The sequence below is a fragment of the Buttiauxella sp. B2 genome (assembly GCF_006376615.1).
Lineage (GTDB): Bacteria > Pseudomonadota > Gammaproteobacteria > Enterobacterales > Enterobacteriaceae > Buttiauxella.
Genome location: NZ_VEXQ01000006.1, coordinates 105,902 through 121,505, shown reverse-complemented (window position 1 = coordinate 121,505; position 15,604 = coordinate 105,902). Strand labels below are relative to the sequence as shown.

The window sequence follows — 15,604 nt, the reverse complement described above, 5'->3', positions numbered from 1 at the left end:
CTAAAACGATCATCTGCCAGATAAAACCTTGACCTTCCCCTTGATGGAAGGTTTAGGCTTATCGTAATCCCAAATAAAAGGAGTCGGATGATGTCTCACGTTATCGATCTAAATCTTGATGGCCTGACTTGTGGTCATTGCGTTAAACGCGTTAAAGAAAGTCTGGAACAACGCCCTGACGTTGAGCAGGCCGAAGTCACACAAACTCACGCCAGCGTAACGGGCACTGCAACCGTTGACGAATTAATCAACACAGTGAAACAAGCCGGGTACGACGCGGCGGCTGCCAGCCACCCAAAGTCTGATCCGCTGACAGAGTCATCAACCCCGTCGGAAGCACTGACAGCGGCCGCTCCACAGCTTCCGACAGCCACCGAAGATGACGACGATAGCCAACAGTTGTTGATCAACGGGATGAGCTGCGCCAGTTGTGTGACCCGGGTACAGAGTGCGTTGCAAAACGTCCCCGGAGTCAGCCTGGCACGGGTAAATCTTGCCGAGCGCAGCGCCCTGATTATGGGCTCTGCCTCTGCCGAATCTTTAGTAAAAGCGGTTGAAAGCGTCGGATACGGGGCAGAAGCCATCGAAGACGATGCGAAACGCCGTGAACGCCAGCAAGAAACTGCCAATGCCGCCGTTAAACGCTTCCGCTGGCAAGCTATTTTAGCCCTTGCCGTTGGTATTCCGGTGATGGTGTGGGGAATGTTCGGTGACAATATGATGGTCACCGACGACAACCGTTCATTGTGGCTGGCAATCGGTATTGTCACGTTAGGCGTAATGGTATTCGCTGGTGGTCATTTCTATCGTAGCGCCTGGCGCAGTTTGCTCAATAAAACCGCCACCATGGATACACTGGTCGCTCTGGGTACCGGTGCCGCGTGGATTTACTCCATTACTGTCAACATTTGGCCACAGCACTTCCCGATGGAAGCACGCCATCTCTATTATGAAGCCAGCGCAATGATTATTGGCCTGATTAACCTTGGGCATATGCTGGAACAACGCGCTCGCCAACGCTCTTCTAAAGCGCTGGAACGCCTGCTGGATTTAACGCCCCCAACTGCACGAGTGGTTACTGATGAAGGCGAAAAAAGTGTCCCTCTGGCGGAAGTGACAGCAGGCATGGTTCTGCGTTTGACGACCGGTGACCGTGTGCCAGTCGACGGGGAAATTACCCAGGGTGAAGCCTGGTTTGATGAAGCGATGCTGACTGGCGAGCCGGTGCCACAACAAAAATCTACCGATGAGCCTATTCATGCGGGGACTGTCGTGCAAGATGGCAGCGTGCTGTTCCGCGCCACAGCAACAGGCAGCCACACTACGCTGTCTCGTATTATCCGTATGGTACGCCAGGCACAAAGCAGCAAGCCTGAAATCGGCCAACTGGCCGATAAAATCTCAGCGGTATTCGTGCCAGTAGTGGTTCTGATTGCCCTGTTTAGCGCCGCAATCTGGTATTTCTTCGGCCCGGCCCCGCAAATTGTATACACGCTAGTGATTGCCACCACGGTGCTAATTATTGCCTGTCCTTGTGCGCTTGGTCTGGCAACGCCGATGTCGATTATTTCTGGTGTGGGCCGTGCCGCTGAGTTTGGCGTGTTAGTACGTGATGCCGATGCCCTGCAACGCGCCAGCACGCTCGATACTATCGTCTTTGATAAAACCGGTACGCTGACCGAAGGTAAACCGCAGGTCGTCACAGTTGTGACCTACAACGACTGGTCTGAGGCTGATACGTTGAGATTGGCCGCAGCGCTGGAACAAGGCTCCAGCCACCCACTCGCCCGCGCTATTCTTGATAAAGCGGACGGTGTTGAATTGCCGCAGGTGAATGCCTTCCGCACTTTGCGTGGATTGGGTGTCAGCGGTGAAACCGAAGGGCATCAGTTACTGCTCGGCAACAAAGCGCTGCTTGATGAACAAAGTGTTGATACCCGTCTGATGGCCGCAGAAATTGAAGCTCAGGCCAGCCGTGGGGCCACACCGGTTCTGCTGGCGATAGACGGGAAACTGGTCGCATTGTTCGCCATCCGCGATCCACTGCGCTCCGATAGCGTCAGTGCATTGCAACGCTTGCACCGTAACGGCTACCGTCTGGTGATGTTAACCGGGGACAACCCAACCACCGCTAACGCGATTGCCAAAGAAGCAGGTATTGATGAAGTTATCGCAGGCGTATTGCCTGATGGCAAAGCCGAAGCGATTAAAAACCTGCAACAACAAGGCCGGCAGGTTGCGATGGTTGGTGACGGTATCAACGATGCGCCAGCATTAGCGCAAGCTGAAGTAGGGATTGCGATGGGTGGAGGTAGTGACGTCGCTATCGAAACCGCCGCAATTACGTTGATGCGCCACAGTCTGGTTGGGGTGGCTGATGCGTTGGCGATATCCAAAGCTACGCTCAGCAACATGAAGCAAAACCTGATGGGGGCGTTTATTTACAACACTCTGGGGATTCCGATTGCTGCAGGGATTTTGTACCCGCTGACAGGAACATTACTGAACCCAGTTGTTGCCGGGGCTGCAATGGCGCTGTCATCCATTACGGTGGTCAGCAACGCCAACCGTTTATTGCGCTTTAAACCGAAAGACTAATCCATCTTCCCCACGCTACCTCGCGTGGGGAAATTTGCACCAGACTCATCGCAGCGGTAGCATGACTTTTTAGCCAGGAAATCAGCTATATGGGTCTGTTGCAAAGAGTTCGCACGCTTTTCTCCCGCTTAACTGCCACCACTTATCCCTGGCCTGCGCTTGATATCACACTTGCGGGCAACCGTTCGCTACACCTGGTCGGCAGCATCCATATGGGCACGCGCGACATGGCGCCGCTATCCGATAAGCTTATCAACAAGCTCAGAGATGCCGACGCACTGATTGTCGAAGCTGATATTTCTGAAGGCGGCTCGCCTTTCCCGAATAATCCCGATGAACTCCCGCTTGAGCAACGCCTGCCCGCCGATGACTGGGCGCAGATTGTCTCGTTATCGCAGGAATTGGGCATCCCACTGAGCCAAATTGATAACCAGCCTGCCTGGCAAATTGCGCTGGTGCTGCAAGCTTATCAGGCGCAGCGCCTGGGTTTGCGCGCTGAGTACGGGATTGATTTTCAGTTACTGGAGGCCGCAAAAGCCATGGCGGTTCCAGTGATTGAACTGGAAGGTGCTCAACATCAGATTGATATCCTCACCAAATTACCCGATGGCGGAATGCCGCTGTTAACCGACACCCTCGAACACTGGCATACCAACGCACGTTTGCTACAAACGATGATCAGCTGGTGGATGGAAAGCCCTCCACTACGCGGGAAAGTTTCACTGCCCAATACATTTGGTGACGAGTTATATGATGTACTTATGCTTCAGCGTAACCTTCGGTGGCAGGCTTTTTTGCAACGATTACCCGAAGGAAGCTATGTTGTTGCTGTAGGAGCGTTGCATTTGTATGGCGAAGGGAATTTATCTGAGTTGTTGAAAAACAAATAAAAAAACGGCCAATATCGCTATTGGCCCGTCAAAGAGGAATTTGTATATTATTGTAGTTATTCTGACCAAATTAATGACCAGAAACAGAATTGTCGCTCAATGTGACGATTAACGCTATCACTATTAAGTGACAATATAATATTTAATAAACTTATCACTCCATTTATTAATTTGTGCGCTTTTCAGACAAAGCACTAAGAAGGACACATGACACCAGCCGTTAAACTTCTCGAAAAAAACCGCGTTCCATTTCAGTTACATGCTTATGACCATGATCCGAGTGAAACAAATTTTGGTGATGAAGTGGTACGCAAACTTGGACTGAATGCCGAGCAAGTCTACAAAACGTTGCTGGTTGCCATTAATGGCGACATGAAGCAGTTAGCGGTAGCGGTGACTCCGGTTTCCGGCCAACTGGATTTAAAAAAAGTGGCGAAAGCGTTGGGAGCCAAAAAAGTGGATATGGCCGACCCGATGGTTGCCCAGCGGATTACCGGTTATCTGGTGGGAGGGATTAGCCCTCTGGGGCAAAAAAAACGCCTGCCGACAGTCATCGACGCCCCGGCACAGACATTCTCATCCATTTATGTTTCTGGCGGAAAACGCGGTCTGGATATTGAACTAGCCGCCACAGATCTCGCAAAACTGCTGAATGCGACTTTCGCTGAAATTGCCCGCCGAGACTAACGTGTTTTACGCAGACATCCCTCCAAAAGAGCAATCTCGGTCAGGACAAGTTCAATGGTCACTGGCAAAGTTAACGCCTTGAGGGAGGAATAATGAATAGCGAAAAACACGAAAGATATACCCGGCGTTTTGAACAAGTATTTGCCTATATTGAACAGCATCTGGACAGCTCGTTATCCGTCGAGCAACTCAGTGACGTCGCCTGTTTTTCACGTTTTCACTTTCATCGCCAGTTCAGCCAGTTCTGCGGAATAAGCATCAGCCGTTATATCACGCTGATGCGGCTGAAAAGGGCTTCTTTCCGGCTGGTGAATGACCCGCAGGAAAGAGTGATTAACATTGCCCTTGATGCCGGATTTGAAAATCCTGAATCATTTTCCCGAGCCTTCAAAAATACCTTCGGCCTGACGCCCAGCGAATTTCGCAAAGATCCTGTATGGGTTGACTGGCATATACATTTTCAATTTCCCGGACGGGAAAATCAGCAGAGGCTTGCGAATATGGATGTGAAAATAATTAACGTCGAACCGATGAAAGTGGCTGTTCTGGAACATCTTGGCGACCCGATGCTCGTGAATAATACGGTCGCGACGTTTATTGAGTGGCGTAAAGCATCAGGTCTTTCAGACTACACCACGCAAGGCACATACGGCGTGCCGTGGAACGATCCGCTCACCACACCTGGTGATGAGTTTCGTTTCGATGTCTGCGGTGAATTGAACCCCGAAGCCAACGGGCAAGTTCCTGAAAACCCGCAGGGCGTTATCAGTAAAACCATTCCTGGCGGGCGTTGTGCGATCGTTCGGCATGTTGGTGCTTATGAGCGAATCAGCGATAGCGTTTACTATCTTTATCGCCAGTGGTTACCGCAAAGTGGCGAGGAATTACGTGATTTCCCGGTTTACTTCCGCTACCTGGAACTGGATAAAAACCATCCCGAGCACGCGCAGCAGACGGATATTTTGTTGCCATTAAAATAGCTCCTCTCCAGGCGGAGAGGAGCAAGCTCTTACTGCCAGCTTACTTCGCCTTTAGGTTCGTAAGCATTTACATCGAGCGGAGAGTTCTTTTCGATGTACTGCTTCAACACTTCGGCATCGACAAAACCGGTGTTTACATAGCCCGGTTTTTTATCGATTTCAGGATAACCGTCACCACCAGTGGCGTTAAAGTTTAACGTCGCCATACGGTAGGTTTTCGCAGGGTCAACTGGCTCACCTTTGATTTTCAAATCTTGCAAACCTGCGGCGGTTGCCACAAAGCTGACATTCGAGAACTGCGGATAGGCACCAGAGTCTGGTTTCTTCTGTGCAACCGCGCTCAGATATTCCGTCACTTCTTTGCCTGTCATCTCGGTATAAACCACGGTATTACCAAATGGCTGCACTTTCAGTACATCTTTATAAGTAATGTCGCCGGTTTCAATCGAATCACGAATGCCACCCCCGCTCATCACTGCAAAATCTGCACCGGTTCTGTCCATTTGTGCCGCAAGCAACAGACGCGCCAGATTGGTTTGCACGAAACGAACTTTGCTGCGATCCCCTTCCATATGACCATTTACGCTACCGACTTTCACATTTAGCTGTGCCTGGCCTTTGTTCTGGAATGGCGTCAACAATGAGAGCATTTGCTGGTTTTCAGGAATTTGCGGGGTGTAAAGCACACGCTCACTTTCACCGTTATCGTAGGTAATTTTTTTCTTCAGGTTGATAGGGATTAGCTGGTAATGCACCAGTTTCATCTCGCCGTTACGGAATTCAAAATCAGCACGCCCGACGTATTTGCCCCACTCATGCGCCTGAACAATCCAGATACCGTTTTGCTTATCCGGTGCACATGGCGTTCCTGGCACGTAATCAACCTGTTTTTTATTTTCCGCAGCCATACAGACTGGGTTTTGCGAGTGGCCACCGACAATCATCGTCAAGGCACCAGCAGGCAGGCTACGGGCCATTTCAACATCACCTGGCGCGTTGGATCCATGTTGACCGTTGTCGTAGTGACCCATATGAGTTGCGGCGATAAGCACATCCGGTTTTTCAGTGGATTGCAGTTCCTGAATCACCAGTTTTGCTTCATCTGCAGGTTTGCGGAATTCGATATCGGTAAAGTTTTCTGGATTGCCAATTTTCGCCGTATCGTCAGTGGTTAAACCGATAACCGCGATTTTAATGCCCTGAGGCTTGAAGATGGCCCATGGCTTAAATAGGCGTTCGCCGGTGCTTTTCTGGTAAATGTTAGCCGACAGCAGCGGGAATTTGGCCCATTTCTCTTGCTGGCGTAACACAGACAAAGGATTGTCGAATTCATGGTTGCCGATAGCCATCGCATCGTAGCCAATCAGGTTCATACCACGGAAATCGGGTTCTGCATCCTGCAAATCGGACTCAGGAACGCCTGTATTGATGTCGCCACCAGAAAGCAGCAGAACGCTCCCGCCCTTCTGCGCAACCTCTTTACGAATGCTATCCACCAGAGTTTTTTGTGCCGCAAGCCCATATTCAGCATGCTCGTTACGCCAGAAATGACCATGGTGATCGTTGGTATGCAAAATGGTGATGTTATAGGTTTTATCTTTTTCCCAGGCCAGCGCAGATGCACTGGTCAAACTGACTGCCATAAGCAGTGCTGTGGTCACCCCTTTCACTACGAACTTCATCGCAAATCTCCATATTCAATAAATACTTCCGCACCAATAGCAGACAGCTACTAGCATAGACAAGTAACTTTTCATGATTGTGACTTTCTTCAACTCAGTGCTGCAGGTATGTTAGCTGGGTAATGATTTCCTACGGTTCCATCAGTGAACTGGGCTAAAAAACAATCAATTTATTAATTACAGGTACTTATGGCAATCTCGGAACAAACTCTCGCGTCGCCTGAACCTAAAAAGGCGCGTACTGCATTTGGTATTCTTGGGGCCATCAGCCTCTCTCATTTGCTCAACGATATGATTCAGTCACTTATTCTGGCGCTTTATCCGCTATTACAGAGTGAGTTCTCGCTGAGCTTTGTGCAGATCGGGATGATAACGTTGACCTTCCAGGTCACCTCATCGTTACTCCAGCCGGTGGTAGGATACTACACCGATAAATACCCGATGCCATGGTCGTTGCCGATTGGTATGTGTTTCACACTTTGCGGGTTAGTTATTCTGGCGCTGGCCGGCAGTTTCCCGATGGTGTTATTGGCCGCCGGGCTTGTCGGTACGGGGTCTTCGGTATTCCACCCAGAATCCTCCCGCGTGGCCCGAATGGCATCGGGTGGACGTCATGGTCTTGCGCAATCACTATTCCAGGTCGGGGGCAACTTTGGTAGCTCTTTAGGCCCTTTATTGGCAGCGTTAATTATTGCCCCTTACGGCAAAGGCAACGTCGGCTGGTTCGTGCTGGCTGCACTGTTGGCAATCATTGTTTTGCTGCAAATCAGCCGCTGGTATGCCGCACAACACCGTATGGCAAAAGGTAAAGCTGCCGCTCCAGTGGTTAACCCTTTACCCCGTAAACAAGTGATTCAGGCGGTGTCTGTTTTGCTGGTGCTGATTTTCTCTAAATATTTCTATATGGCGAGCATCAGCAGCTATTACACCTTCTATTTGATGCACAAGTTTGGTTTGTCAGTGCAAAATGCCCAATTCCACCTATTCGCGTTCTTATTTGCAGTCGCCGCAGGGACGGTGATTGGCGGCCCAGTTGGTGACAAGATTGGGCGAAAATATGTCATATGGGGATCAATCCTCGGCGTCGCACCATTTACCCTGTTCCTGCCTTATGTATCGCTGTACTGGACAGGCATCCTGACGGTCATCATCGGCTTTATTCTCGCCTCCGCGTTTTCAGCAATTCTGGTCTATGCACAAGAACTGATGCCAGGGCGTATCGGCATGGTTTCCGGTCTGTTCTTTGGATTTGCCTTTGGGATGGGCGGTTTGGGTGCTGCAATACTAGGCCTGGTCGCCGACCATACCAGTATCGAATTAGTCTATAAAATATGTGCTTTCCTACCACTTCTCGGCATATTGACTATATTCCTGCCTGATAATCGCCATAAGTCATAGTTATAAGGGCCAGAGAACACACCTGGCCTCTATCTTCCCCCACATATTGCCAACACTTTCTTAAATTAAGTGTATAAAACCCCCGTCAGATGCCAATTTTTGTCTAAATGCGCCTTTTCATGAAAAACTACATATTTAACACACACATCGCTTAAAAAATTGTCATAAACTAAAAGTAGATTATTGGAGTTTTGGATCTCATTAATTACGAAAGGAGACGGAATGCATCACGCCACCCCGCTTATCACCACCATTGTCGGTGGCCTTGTACTGGCCTTTTTACTCGGCATGCTCGCCAATAAACTGCGCATATCACCGTTGGTGGGCTATTTGTTAGCTGGGGTTTTAGCCGGCCCTTTTACGCCTGGCTTTGTCGCAGATACTAAACTCGCTCCCGAGTTGGCGGAGCTGGGTGTGATCCTGCTGATGTTTGGTGTTGGTCTGCATTTCTCTTTGAAGGATTTGATGGCGGTAAAGGCCATCGCCATCCCCGGAGCGATTGCCCAAATTGCTGTGGCAACGCTTCTGGGAATGGCGCTTTCATCGTTGATGGGTTGGCCATTGATGACCGGCATCGTCTTTGGTCTGTGCCTTTCCACCGCCAGTACCGTGGTGCTGCTGCGGGCGCTTGAAGAACGGCAGTTAATAGACAGCCAGCGTGGACAAATTGCGATTGGCTGGTTGATTGTTGAAGACCTGGTAATGGTATTAACGCTGGTCCTACTACCTGCGGTTGCCGGAATGCTTGAAAAAGGGGATGTCGGCCTTGCATCGCTGTCGCTGGATATGGGCTTTACCATCGGCAAGGTCGTTGCGTTTATCGCCATCATGCTAATAGTAGGCCGCCGTCTGGTGCCGTGGATTCTGGCACGCAGCGCGGCAACGGGTTCACGTGAACTGTTTACGCTTGCCGTTCTCGCGCTGGCGCTGGGTATTGCCTTTGGTGCCGTCGAATTGTTTGATGTTTCCTTTGCGTTGGGTGCGTTCTTTGCCGGCATGGTGCTCAATGAATCTGAACTCAGCCACCGCGCCGCACACGACACACTGCCGCTACGAGACGCCTTCGCAGTCCTGTTTTTTGTCTCGGTTGGCATGTTGTTCGACCCGATGATTCTGATTCAGGAACCGCTGGCCGTACTGGGTACGGTGGCAATTATCATCTTCGGTAAATCGTTGGCCGCCTTCTTCCTGGTGCGCCTGTTTGGCCACTCTCAACGTACTGCATTAACGATTGCCACAAGCCTTGCGCAAATTGGTGAGTTCGCCTTTATTCTCGCAGGCTTAGGAATGGCGCTGAATTTGCTGCCACAAACCGGGCAAAATTTGGTGCTGGCTGGGGCAATTCTGTCGATTATGCTCAATCCGATTTTATTCGCGGTTCTTGAGCGCTACCTCGAAAAAACCGAAACCCTGGAAGAACAAACACTGGAAGAAGCTATCGAAGACGAGAAGCAAATACCGGTCGATATTTGCAATCATGCTTTGCTGGTAGGCTTTGGGCGCGTGGGAAGTTTACTGGGCGAGAAATTGATGGCTCAGGGCATTCCACTGGTGGTAATTGAAACGTCTCGCAGCCGGGTGGATGAACTACGTGAACGTGGGATTCGCGCGGTGCTGGGGAATGCCGCCAATGAAGAAATCATGAATATCGCCCACCTCGATTGCGCGCGTTGGTTATTACTGACGATACCCAACGGCTACGAAGCAGGTGAAATAGTCGCGACAGCACGAACAAAACACCCAGACATTGAGATTATTGCCCGCGCCCATTATGACGATGAAGTGGATTACATCACTGAACGTGGTGCCAATCAGGTGGTAATGGGTGAGAGAGAAATCGCGAATACCATGATGGGATTGCTGGATATACCGGTGGTTAAGGAAACGGTGACGGGTTAGTTGTTAACTTTATCCCCTCACCAGACCCTCTCATTTTGGGAAAGGGTCGAGGTGAGGGTAAATTTATTAACGATCCCAGTAAGACTCTTCGAGACTGTCTTCACGCTCTGGCAAACCGCGCGTCAATCGTGGAGAGTGCTGGTTCAGCACCTGGTAGCTAACGCGGTTCGCGTATTTGCACACTTGCGCCAATGACGAATAGGTCAACCATGTGGACTGGTGTTTGCTGGAATTCGGCACATTAGAACGGTGGTAATTATTCGCCGTAATATCGTGCAACAACGCCGCAAGTGCGCCATCTCCAGCACCGTTGGTATTCATGATTTTTTCCGGCCCGCCCATGTACGGTGCAATATGCGAGAAAATACGCATCGGATTCTGGCAGTCTTTATGGCGCAGCGCACGGCTAAATTCATATTGGTTAAATTCTGCAATCGCACCCGGCAGCAGCGGATGTTGCGTGGTACGTTTAGCTGATTCCTCAGTAAAGCCTGCCATGTACAGACCTATCGGCCCGGCAGTACACAGTACTAAATCAACCCAGTCCAGGGCCTTATTAGCGGCCAGCAGCGGGTCACTTTCCCCGGTCAGCGCCAACCCTTCTTCTTCGTTCATCGCCAGAATAGAGACGTGTTCTTTGAGAAACGCCTGCCACCATTCTGGGGCTTCTGCGATAACGTATTTTGTACCCAGCGTCAGCACTACTGGTACGTTGTGCTTTTTCGCATAGGCGATAGCCTGCATCGTAGCCTCAGGCATCGGCTCGCCATCTTTACAGCGAACCAGATAGGAAGTCAGCACCAACGCAGAAGCACCAGCGATAACGTCTTCAGGAATACTGTCTGAGCGCAGCTGATTCATATGGCCCGGGCTAATAGCAAAGGTACGCTCACCCTGTTCGTTAATCAGCGTAAAGCAACGGCCAATCGGGCCATTCACGCCTTGCAGGTAATTGAGATCAGTACGGCTGGAGGTATTACACAAGTAGCGGTAGGCGTAGCTGCCAATTTCTATGTTGCTGCACATAACGCCCAGCAAGACGGAGCGGTCATCTGCTAATACCGAATAGTTGTGCATGGTATTGCCGATAGTGCCACCGGCAAACTGGTGAGTAATTAGATCTTTTTTCACCAGTTCCTGATACAGCGCTTCTGCAACATCATCTTCTATGACCAACGAATGACCGAAACTCAAACCGTAACGATGAACAAAATCATCATCAACTTTGGCTTCGATATCCACCAGCGTCTGGTCAATCCCGACAATCCACGAAGTGCCGGTTTCGGTTTCTGGCTGAACCTGTTGCAGTAAAGGATCGCGCGCGCTAACAGGGAAATAATGTTTGGATTTTCGTTTGCCGGGAAATTTCATGATGTTGTTCGGAAGTAGCTAATCAGGCCGGAAATGGTAGCACATTAACGGCCTCAAGGGAGATCAGCGATATTTCTGCACCAGATTCATCATCATTGCGATGTGAGCCGGGTCGTCATTGAGAGCGGGAATATATTCATATTTGGTACCACCGGCTTCGAGGAATACTTCACGGTTTTGTACCGCCATCTCTTCGAGCGTTTCGAGGCAATCGGCTGAAAAACCTGGGCACATCACCTGGATGTGTTTCACCCCTTTTTCAGCCAGCATTTTTAGCGTTTCGTCGGTATAAGGCATTAGCCATGGCTCGCGGCCAAAGCGCGACTGGTAAGTCATCATCACTTTTTCAGGCGGCAGTTCGAGAGCTGAAAGCAGCTCGCGCGTGGTGTCGCGGCAGCGCTGTGGGTAATCGTCGCCTTCGTTGGCATAACGCTGCGGAATACCGTGGTAGGAAAGCAGCAACACATCCGGCTCGCCATGCTGAGCAAAAGAGTGTTTTACCGAGGCCACCAGCGCGTTGATGTACGAAGTGTCATCGGCATAGTCACGAATCAGTGAAATCGACGGCAGCGAGCGGTAGTTGGCAAAAATGCGCCCTAACTCATCCCAAACGGCAGCAACCGTTGAGCAGGAAAATTGCGGGTATAACGGCAGCACGACGATGTGGTCTACGTCATATGAAATCAGTTCTTCCACAGCACTTTTTAGAGAAGGTGAACCGTAGCTCATTCCAAGAGCGACAGGCGTACCCGGTAATTGTGCGGCAAGCGCTGCCTGCTGACGGCGGCTATAAACTAACAGCGGAGAACCTTCGTCCATCCATACCGATTGGTAAAGCTTTGCTACACGCGGGGAACGCAGCGGCAAAATCACACCGCGTAACAGCGGCCACCACAACAAACGCGGGGTATCAACAACCCGTTTGTCACTAAGAAACTGGCGTAAATAACGGTTTACCGCAGCCGGAGTGGGGGCATCAGGTGTGCCAAGGTTCGCCAGTAATATGCCCACTTTTTCCTGATTCATTTCCACTCCTTATCAACAAATTGCTGATAATTGTAACGTAAAAGCGCGGGAGGAGAACCGATTACAGCGAAAGGGCAAAAAATGGGCAAAAAAAATACCAGGAACGTGTCCTGGTATTTTTATATACCCAAAAGATTTCGAGGTGCAGGAAGGCAGCAATCGAGTGAATCCCCAGGAGCTTACTAAAGTAAGTGACTGGGGTGAACGAGAGCAGCTAACACACCTGCAACTTGAAAGATGACGGGTATGATTAGCCGAGGATTTTAGCCAGCTCCGCGCTAACTTCAGTCACTTTACGGGTGCCGTCGATTTTTGCGTATTTGGTGTTACCCGCTTCAGCTTCTTTACTGTAGTAAGAGATAAGCGGAGCAGTCATCTGATGGTATTCCACCAGACGCTTACGCACAGTTTCTTCCTGATCATCTTTACGAGTAGTCAGCTCTTCGCCAGTCACGTCGTCTTTGCCTGCAACGACTGGTGGATTGAAGGTGACGTGATAAACGCGGCCAGACGGTGCGTGTACGCGACGGCCAACGATACGGTCGATAATCAGTTCATCAGGTACAGCGAATTCCAGAACGACGTCCACTTTGATGCCTGCTTCTTTCATCGCATCAGCTTGTGGAATGGTGCGAGGGAAACCATCTAACAGGAAACCGTTACGGCAATCTTCCTGGGTAATACGTTCTTTAACCAGAGCAATAACCAGTTCATCTGTAACCAGTTTTCCGGCGTCCATGATGTCTTTTGCTTGTTTACCCAGTTCTGAACCAGATTTTACTGCGGCGCGCAGCATGTCACCGGTGGAGATTTGCGGAATGCCATATTTCTCCATGATGAACTGAGCCTGAGTTCCTTTACCTGCGCCCGGAGCGCCAAGCAGAATAATACGCATTGCGTAATTCCCCATTCGTTTGGATTTTTGTGTATTTAGTTTTGAGGCGATGACCTTACCATTAAAGGCGTATTGACCTCAAGAAAGCCAGACGGTGTAAGCGCTCTTAGTTGTTTAAGAACGCTCACACGCCCCTCTCCACTGCTGGAGAGGGTTTGAGGGAAAATCAGGAAGCCAGCAACTGGTTCATACGGCGAATAAACTGGTTTGGATCTTCCAGTGTGCCACGTTCAGCCAGCAGAGCCTGATCGAGCAGCAATTCTACCCACTCACCAAACTGCGCTTCGTCCTGAGTATCCGCAACACGTTTCACCAGCCCGTGATCCGGGTTCAACTCGAAGATATACTTCACTTCTGGCACTTCCTGGCCCGCAGCGGCAAACAGTTTCGCCATTTGCGTGCTCATGTCGTTACTGTCGGTGGTAACGATAGCTGGCGTGTCGGTCAAACGGTGCGTCAGACGCACTTCCTTCACACGCTCACCGAGCAGGTTTTTCACACGGTCAACAAACGGCTCAAGTGCTTTTTCAGCTTCTTTCGCTTCTGGTGTTTCTTCGTCGGCCAGCTTTTCCAGTGATTCGTCCGTTTTGCTCACGGACTGGAACGCTTTACCGTCGAACTCAGTCAGGTAGCTCATCATCCACTCATCGATGCGGTCAGAAAGCAGCAGGACTTCGATGCCTTTCTTACGCAGCAATTCCAGATGCGGGCTGCTTTTCGCAGCGGCATAGCTGTCTGCGGTGATGTAGTAAATCTTCTCCTGCCCTTCTTTCATGCGCGACACGTACTCTTCCAGCGACACTGTTTGTGCTGAGGAATCAACATGTGTGCTCGCAAAGCGCAGCAGTTTAGCGATAGTTTCCTGGTTAGCTGAGTCTTCAGCTGGCCCTTCTTTCAGTACCAGACCGAAGTTTTTCCAGAAGGTCTGGTATTTTTCGCTGTCATCTTTCGCCAGTTTCTCAAGCATCTGCAATACGCGTTTGGTCAGCGCACTACGCAGGTTTTGCGTCACACGGCTGTCTTGCAGAATCTCACGCGATACGTTCAGCGGCAGGTCGTTGGAATCTATCAGACCGCGCACGAAACGCAGGTAGTTCGGCATGAACTGTTCAGCATCATCCATGATAAACACGCGCTGCACGTACAATTTCAGGCCATGTTTATGGTCACGGTTCCACATATCCCAAGGCGCCTGAGACGGGATGTACAGCAAGCTGGTGTATTCTTGCTTCCCTTCAACGCGATTATGGCTGTACGCCAGCGGGTCAGTGAAGTCATGAGCCACATGCTTGTAGAACTCGTTGTACTCTTCGTCTTTAATTTCAGACTTGCTACGCGTCCACAGAGCCTGCGCTTTGTTAATTTTTTCCCAGCCGAGGATGGTTTCGCCATCTTTCTCTTCGCGGGTTTCGATTTCTACCGGCAGCGCGATGTGGTCGGAATATTTACCGATGACGGAGCGCACACGCCAGTCGTCTAAGAACTCGTCTTCACCTTCACGCAGGTGCAATGTAATTTCAGTACCGCGGTCGGCTTTGGTGATATCCGCAATGGTATATTCGCCAGCGCCTTCAGATTCCCAGAACACCGCCTGGTCAGCCGGTACACCAGCTGCACGAGTGCGTACGGTTACTTTGTCTGCCACGATAAACGCAGAGTAGAAGCCCACACCGAACTGGCCGATAAGTTGGCTGTCTTTCGCCTGGTCAGAACCCATAGATTCCAGGAACGCTTTGGTCCCGGATTTTGCAATGGTACCGAGGTGATCAATCGCTTCGTCGCGAGTCATACCGATGCCGTTATCGGCGATCGTCAGGGTACGTTTTTCTTTATCAAAAGAGACGCGGACGCGCAGTTCGCCATCACCTTCGTATAAGTCAGCCTGAGACAACGCGCGAAAGCGCAATTTGTCTGCCGCATCAGAGGCGTTGGAGATCAGTTCACGCAAGAAAATTTCTTTATTTGAGTAGAGGGAGTGGATCATCAGGTGCAGAAGTTGTTTCACTTCAGACTGGAAGCCACGAGTCTCTTGTCCTTTCATGGTCATTGATACCTCAACAAAATCAAAATACAGGGGTGATGAAAACGTTGAGGGAGATATGAGGATGGAAATGAGATTTTCAAGCGGGAAAAGAGATTCTTCCTTTCTTTACCCTAAATAATTGGAGTTGCATCAAG

Annotated in this window: 11 protein-coding genes; 6 read left to right on the top strand and 5 right to left on the bottom strand. The window is 50.3% G+C overall.

Annotation, left to right across the window (positions count from 1 at the left end):
- Positions 1-90 precede the first annotated feature (90 nt).
- The 4 genes from copA to FH968_RS09475 all read left to right on the top strand — a co-directional run bounded on the left by copA (position 91) and on the right by FH968_RS09475 (position 5,155).
- Positions 91-2,598, top strand: a complete 2,508-nt coding sequence (gene copA / locus FH968_RS09490) for a copper-exporting P-type ATPase CopA (protein WP_139879007.1) — start codon at positions 91-93, stop codon at positions 2,596-2,598.
- Positions 2,599-2,687: 89 nt separating this feature from the next.
- Positions 2,688-3,488, top strand: coding sequence for a TraB/GumN family protein (locus FH968_RS09485; RefSeq protein ID WP_139878907.1), 801 nt, complete (start codon positions 2,688-2,690; stop codon positions 3,486-3,488).
- Between the two features lie 207 nt (positions 3,489-3,695).
- Positions 3,696-4,175: a Cys-tRNA(Pro)/Cys-tRNA(Cys) deacylase YbaK gene (gene ybaK, locus FH968_RS09480; RefSeq protein ID WP_139878906.1), complete on the top strand. Its 480-nt coding sequence runs from the start codon at positions 3,696-3,698 to the stop codon at positions 4,173-4,175.
- A gap of 92 nt (positions 4,176-4,267) precedes the next feature.
- Positions 4,268-5,155 (top strand): GyrI-like domain-containing protein, encoded by an 888-nt coding sequence (locus tag FH968_RS09475; protein ID WP_139878905.1) that lies wholly within the window; start codon positions 4,268-4,270, stop codon positions 5,153-5,155.
- A gap of 29 nt (positions 5,156-5,184) precedes the next feature.
- Here the strand turns inward: FH968_RS09475 and ushA are convergent, their stop codons facing one another.
- A complete protein-coding gene (gene ushA / locus FH968_RS09470) occupies positions 5,185-6,837 on the bottom strand; it encodes a bifunctional UDP-sugar hydrolase/5'-nucleotidase UshA (protein ID WP_139878904.1) in 1,653 nt (550 codons plus the stop codon).
- Positions 6,838-7,026: 189 nt separating this feature from the next.
- On the opposite strand from ushA, the gene FH968_RS09465 reads away from it, so the two are divergent.
- Positions 7,027-8,235 carry an MFS transporter gene (locus FH968_RS09465; RefSeq protein ID WP_139878903.1) on the top strand — a complete coding sequence of 403 codons (1,209 nt, stop codon included), beginning with the start codon at positions 7,027-7,029 and terminating at the stop codon, positions 8,233-8,235.
- A gap of 222 nt (positions 8,236-8,457) precedes the next feature.
- On the top strand, positions 8,458-10,134 hold the full coding sequence (gene ybaL / locus FH968_RS09460) for a YbaL family putative K(+) efflux transporter (protein ID WP_139878902.1): 1,677 nt from the start codon (positions 8,458-8,460) through the stop codon (positions 10,132-10,134).
- A gap of 66 nt (positions 10,135-10,200) precedes the next feature.
- Here ybaL and FH968_RS09455 read toward each other — a convergent pair whose 3' ends face one another.
- The 4 genes from FH968_RS09455 to htpG all read right to left on the bottom strand — a co-directional run bounded on the left by FH968_RS09455 (position 10,201) and on the right by htpG (position 15,467).
- Positions 10,201-11,505 carry an inosine/guanosine kinase gene (locus FH968_RS09455; protein ID WP_139878901.1) on the bottom strand — a complete coding sequence of 435 codons (1,305 nt, stop codon included), beginning with the start codon at positions 11,503-11,505 and terminating at the stop codon, positions 10,201-10,203.
- Between the two features lie 63 nt (positions 11,506-11,568).
- On the bottom strand, positions 11,569-12,531 hold the full coding sequence (gene hemH / locus FH968_RS09450; protein WP_139878900.1) for a ferrochelatase: 963 nt from the start codon (positions 12,529-12,531) through the stop codon (positions 11,569-11,571).
- A gap of 250 nt (positions 12,532-12,781) precedes the next feature.
- The gene (gene adk, locus FH968_RS09445; RefSeq protein ID WP_139878899.1) at positions 12,782-13,426 is read right to left on the bottom strand and encodes an adenylate kinase; all 645 of its coding nucleotides are present in this window, start codon (positions 13,424-13,426) and stop codon (positions 12,782-12,784) included.
- Positions 13,427-13,592: 166 nt separating this feature from the next.
- Positions 13,593-15,467, bottom strand: coding sequence for a molecular chaperone HtpG (htpG, locus tag FH968_RS09440; RefSeq protein WP_139878898.1), 1,875 nt, complete (start codon positions 15,465-15,467; stop codon positions 13,593-13,595).
- Between the last annotated feature and the right edge of the window lie 137 nt (positions 15,468-15,604).

Bases quoted from the DNA above. Each gene is read 5' to 3' on its own strand.
- FH968_RS09465 (WP_139878903.1), top strand. From the start codon at position 7,027: ATGGCAATCTCGGAACAAACTCTCGCGTCGCCTGAACCTAAAAAGGCG.
- FH968_RS09455 (WP_139878901.1), bottom strand. From the start codon at position 11,505: ATGAAATTTCCCGGCAAACGAAAATCCAAACATTATTTCCCTGTTAGC.
- htpG (WP_139878898.1), bottom strand. From the start codon at position 15,467: ATGAAAGGACAAGAGACTCGTGGCTTCCAGTCTGAAGTGAAACAACTT.
- copA (WP_139879007.1), top strand. From the start codon at position 91: ATGTCTCACGTTATCGATCTAAATCTTGATGGCCTGACTTGTGGTCAT.
- FH968_RS09485 (WP_139878907.1), top strand. From the start codon at position 2,688: ATGGGTCTGTTGCAAAGAGTTCGCACGCTTTTCTCCCGCTTAACTGCC.
- hemH (WP_139878900.1), bottom strand. From the start codon at position 12,531: ATGAATCAGGAAAAAGTGGGCATATTACTGGCGAACCTTGGCACACCT.
- ybaL (WP_139878902.1), top strand. From the start codon at position 8,458: ATGCATCACGCCACCCCGCTTATCACCACCATTGTCGGTGGCCTTGTA.
- ybaK (WP_139878906.1), top strand. From the start codon at position 3,696: ATGACACCAGCCGTTAAACTTCTCGAAAAAAACCGCGTTCCATTTCAG.
- FH968_RS09475 (WP_139878905.1), top strand. From the start codon at position 4,268: ATGAATAGCGAAAAACACGAAAGATATACCCGGCGTTTTGAACAAGTA.
- ushA (WP_139878904.1), bottom strand. From the start codon at position 6,837: ATGAAGTTCGTAGTGAAAGGGGTGACCACAGCACTGCTTATGGCAGTC.
- adk (WP_139878899.1), bottom strand. From the start codon at position 13,426: ATGCGTATTATTCTGCTTGGCGCTCCGGGCGCAGGTAAAGGAACTCAG.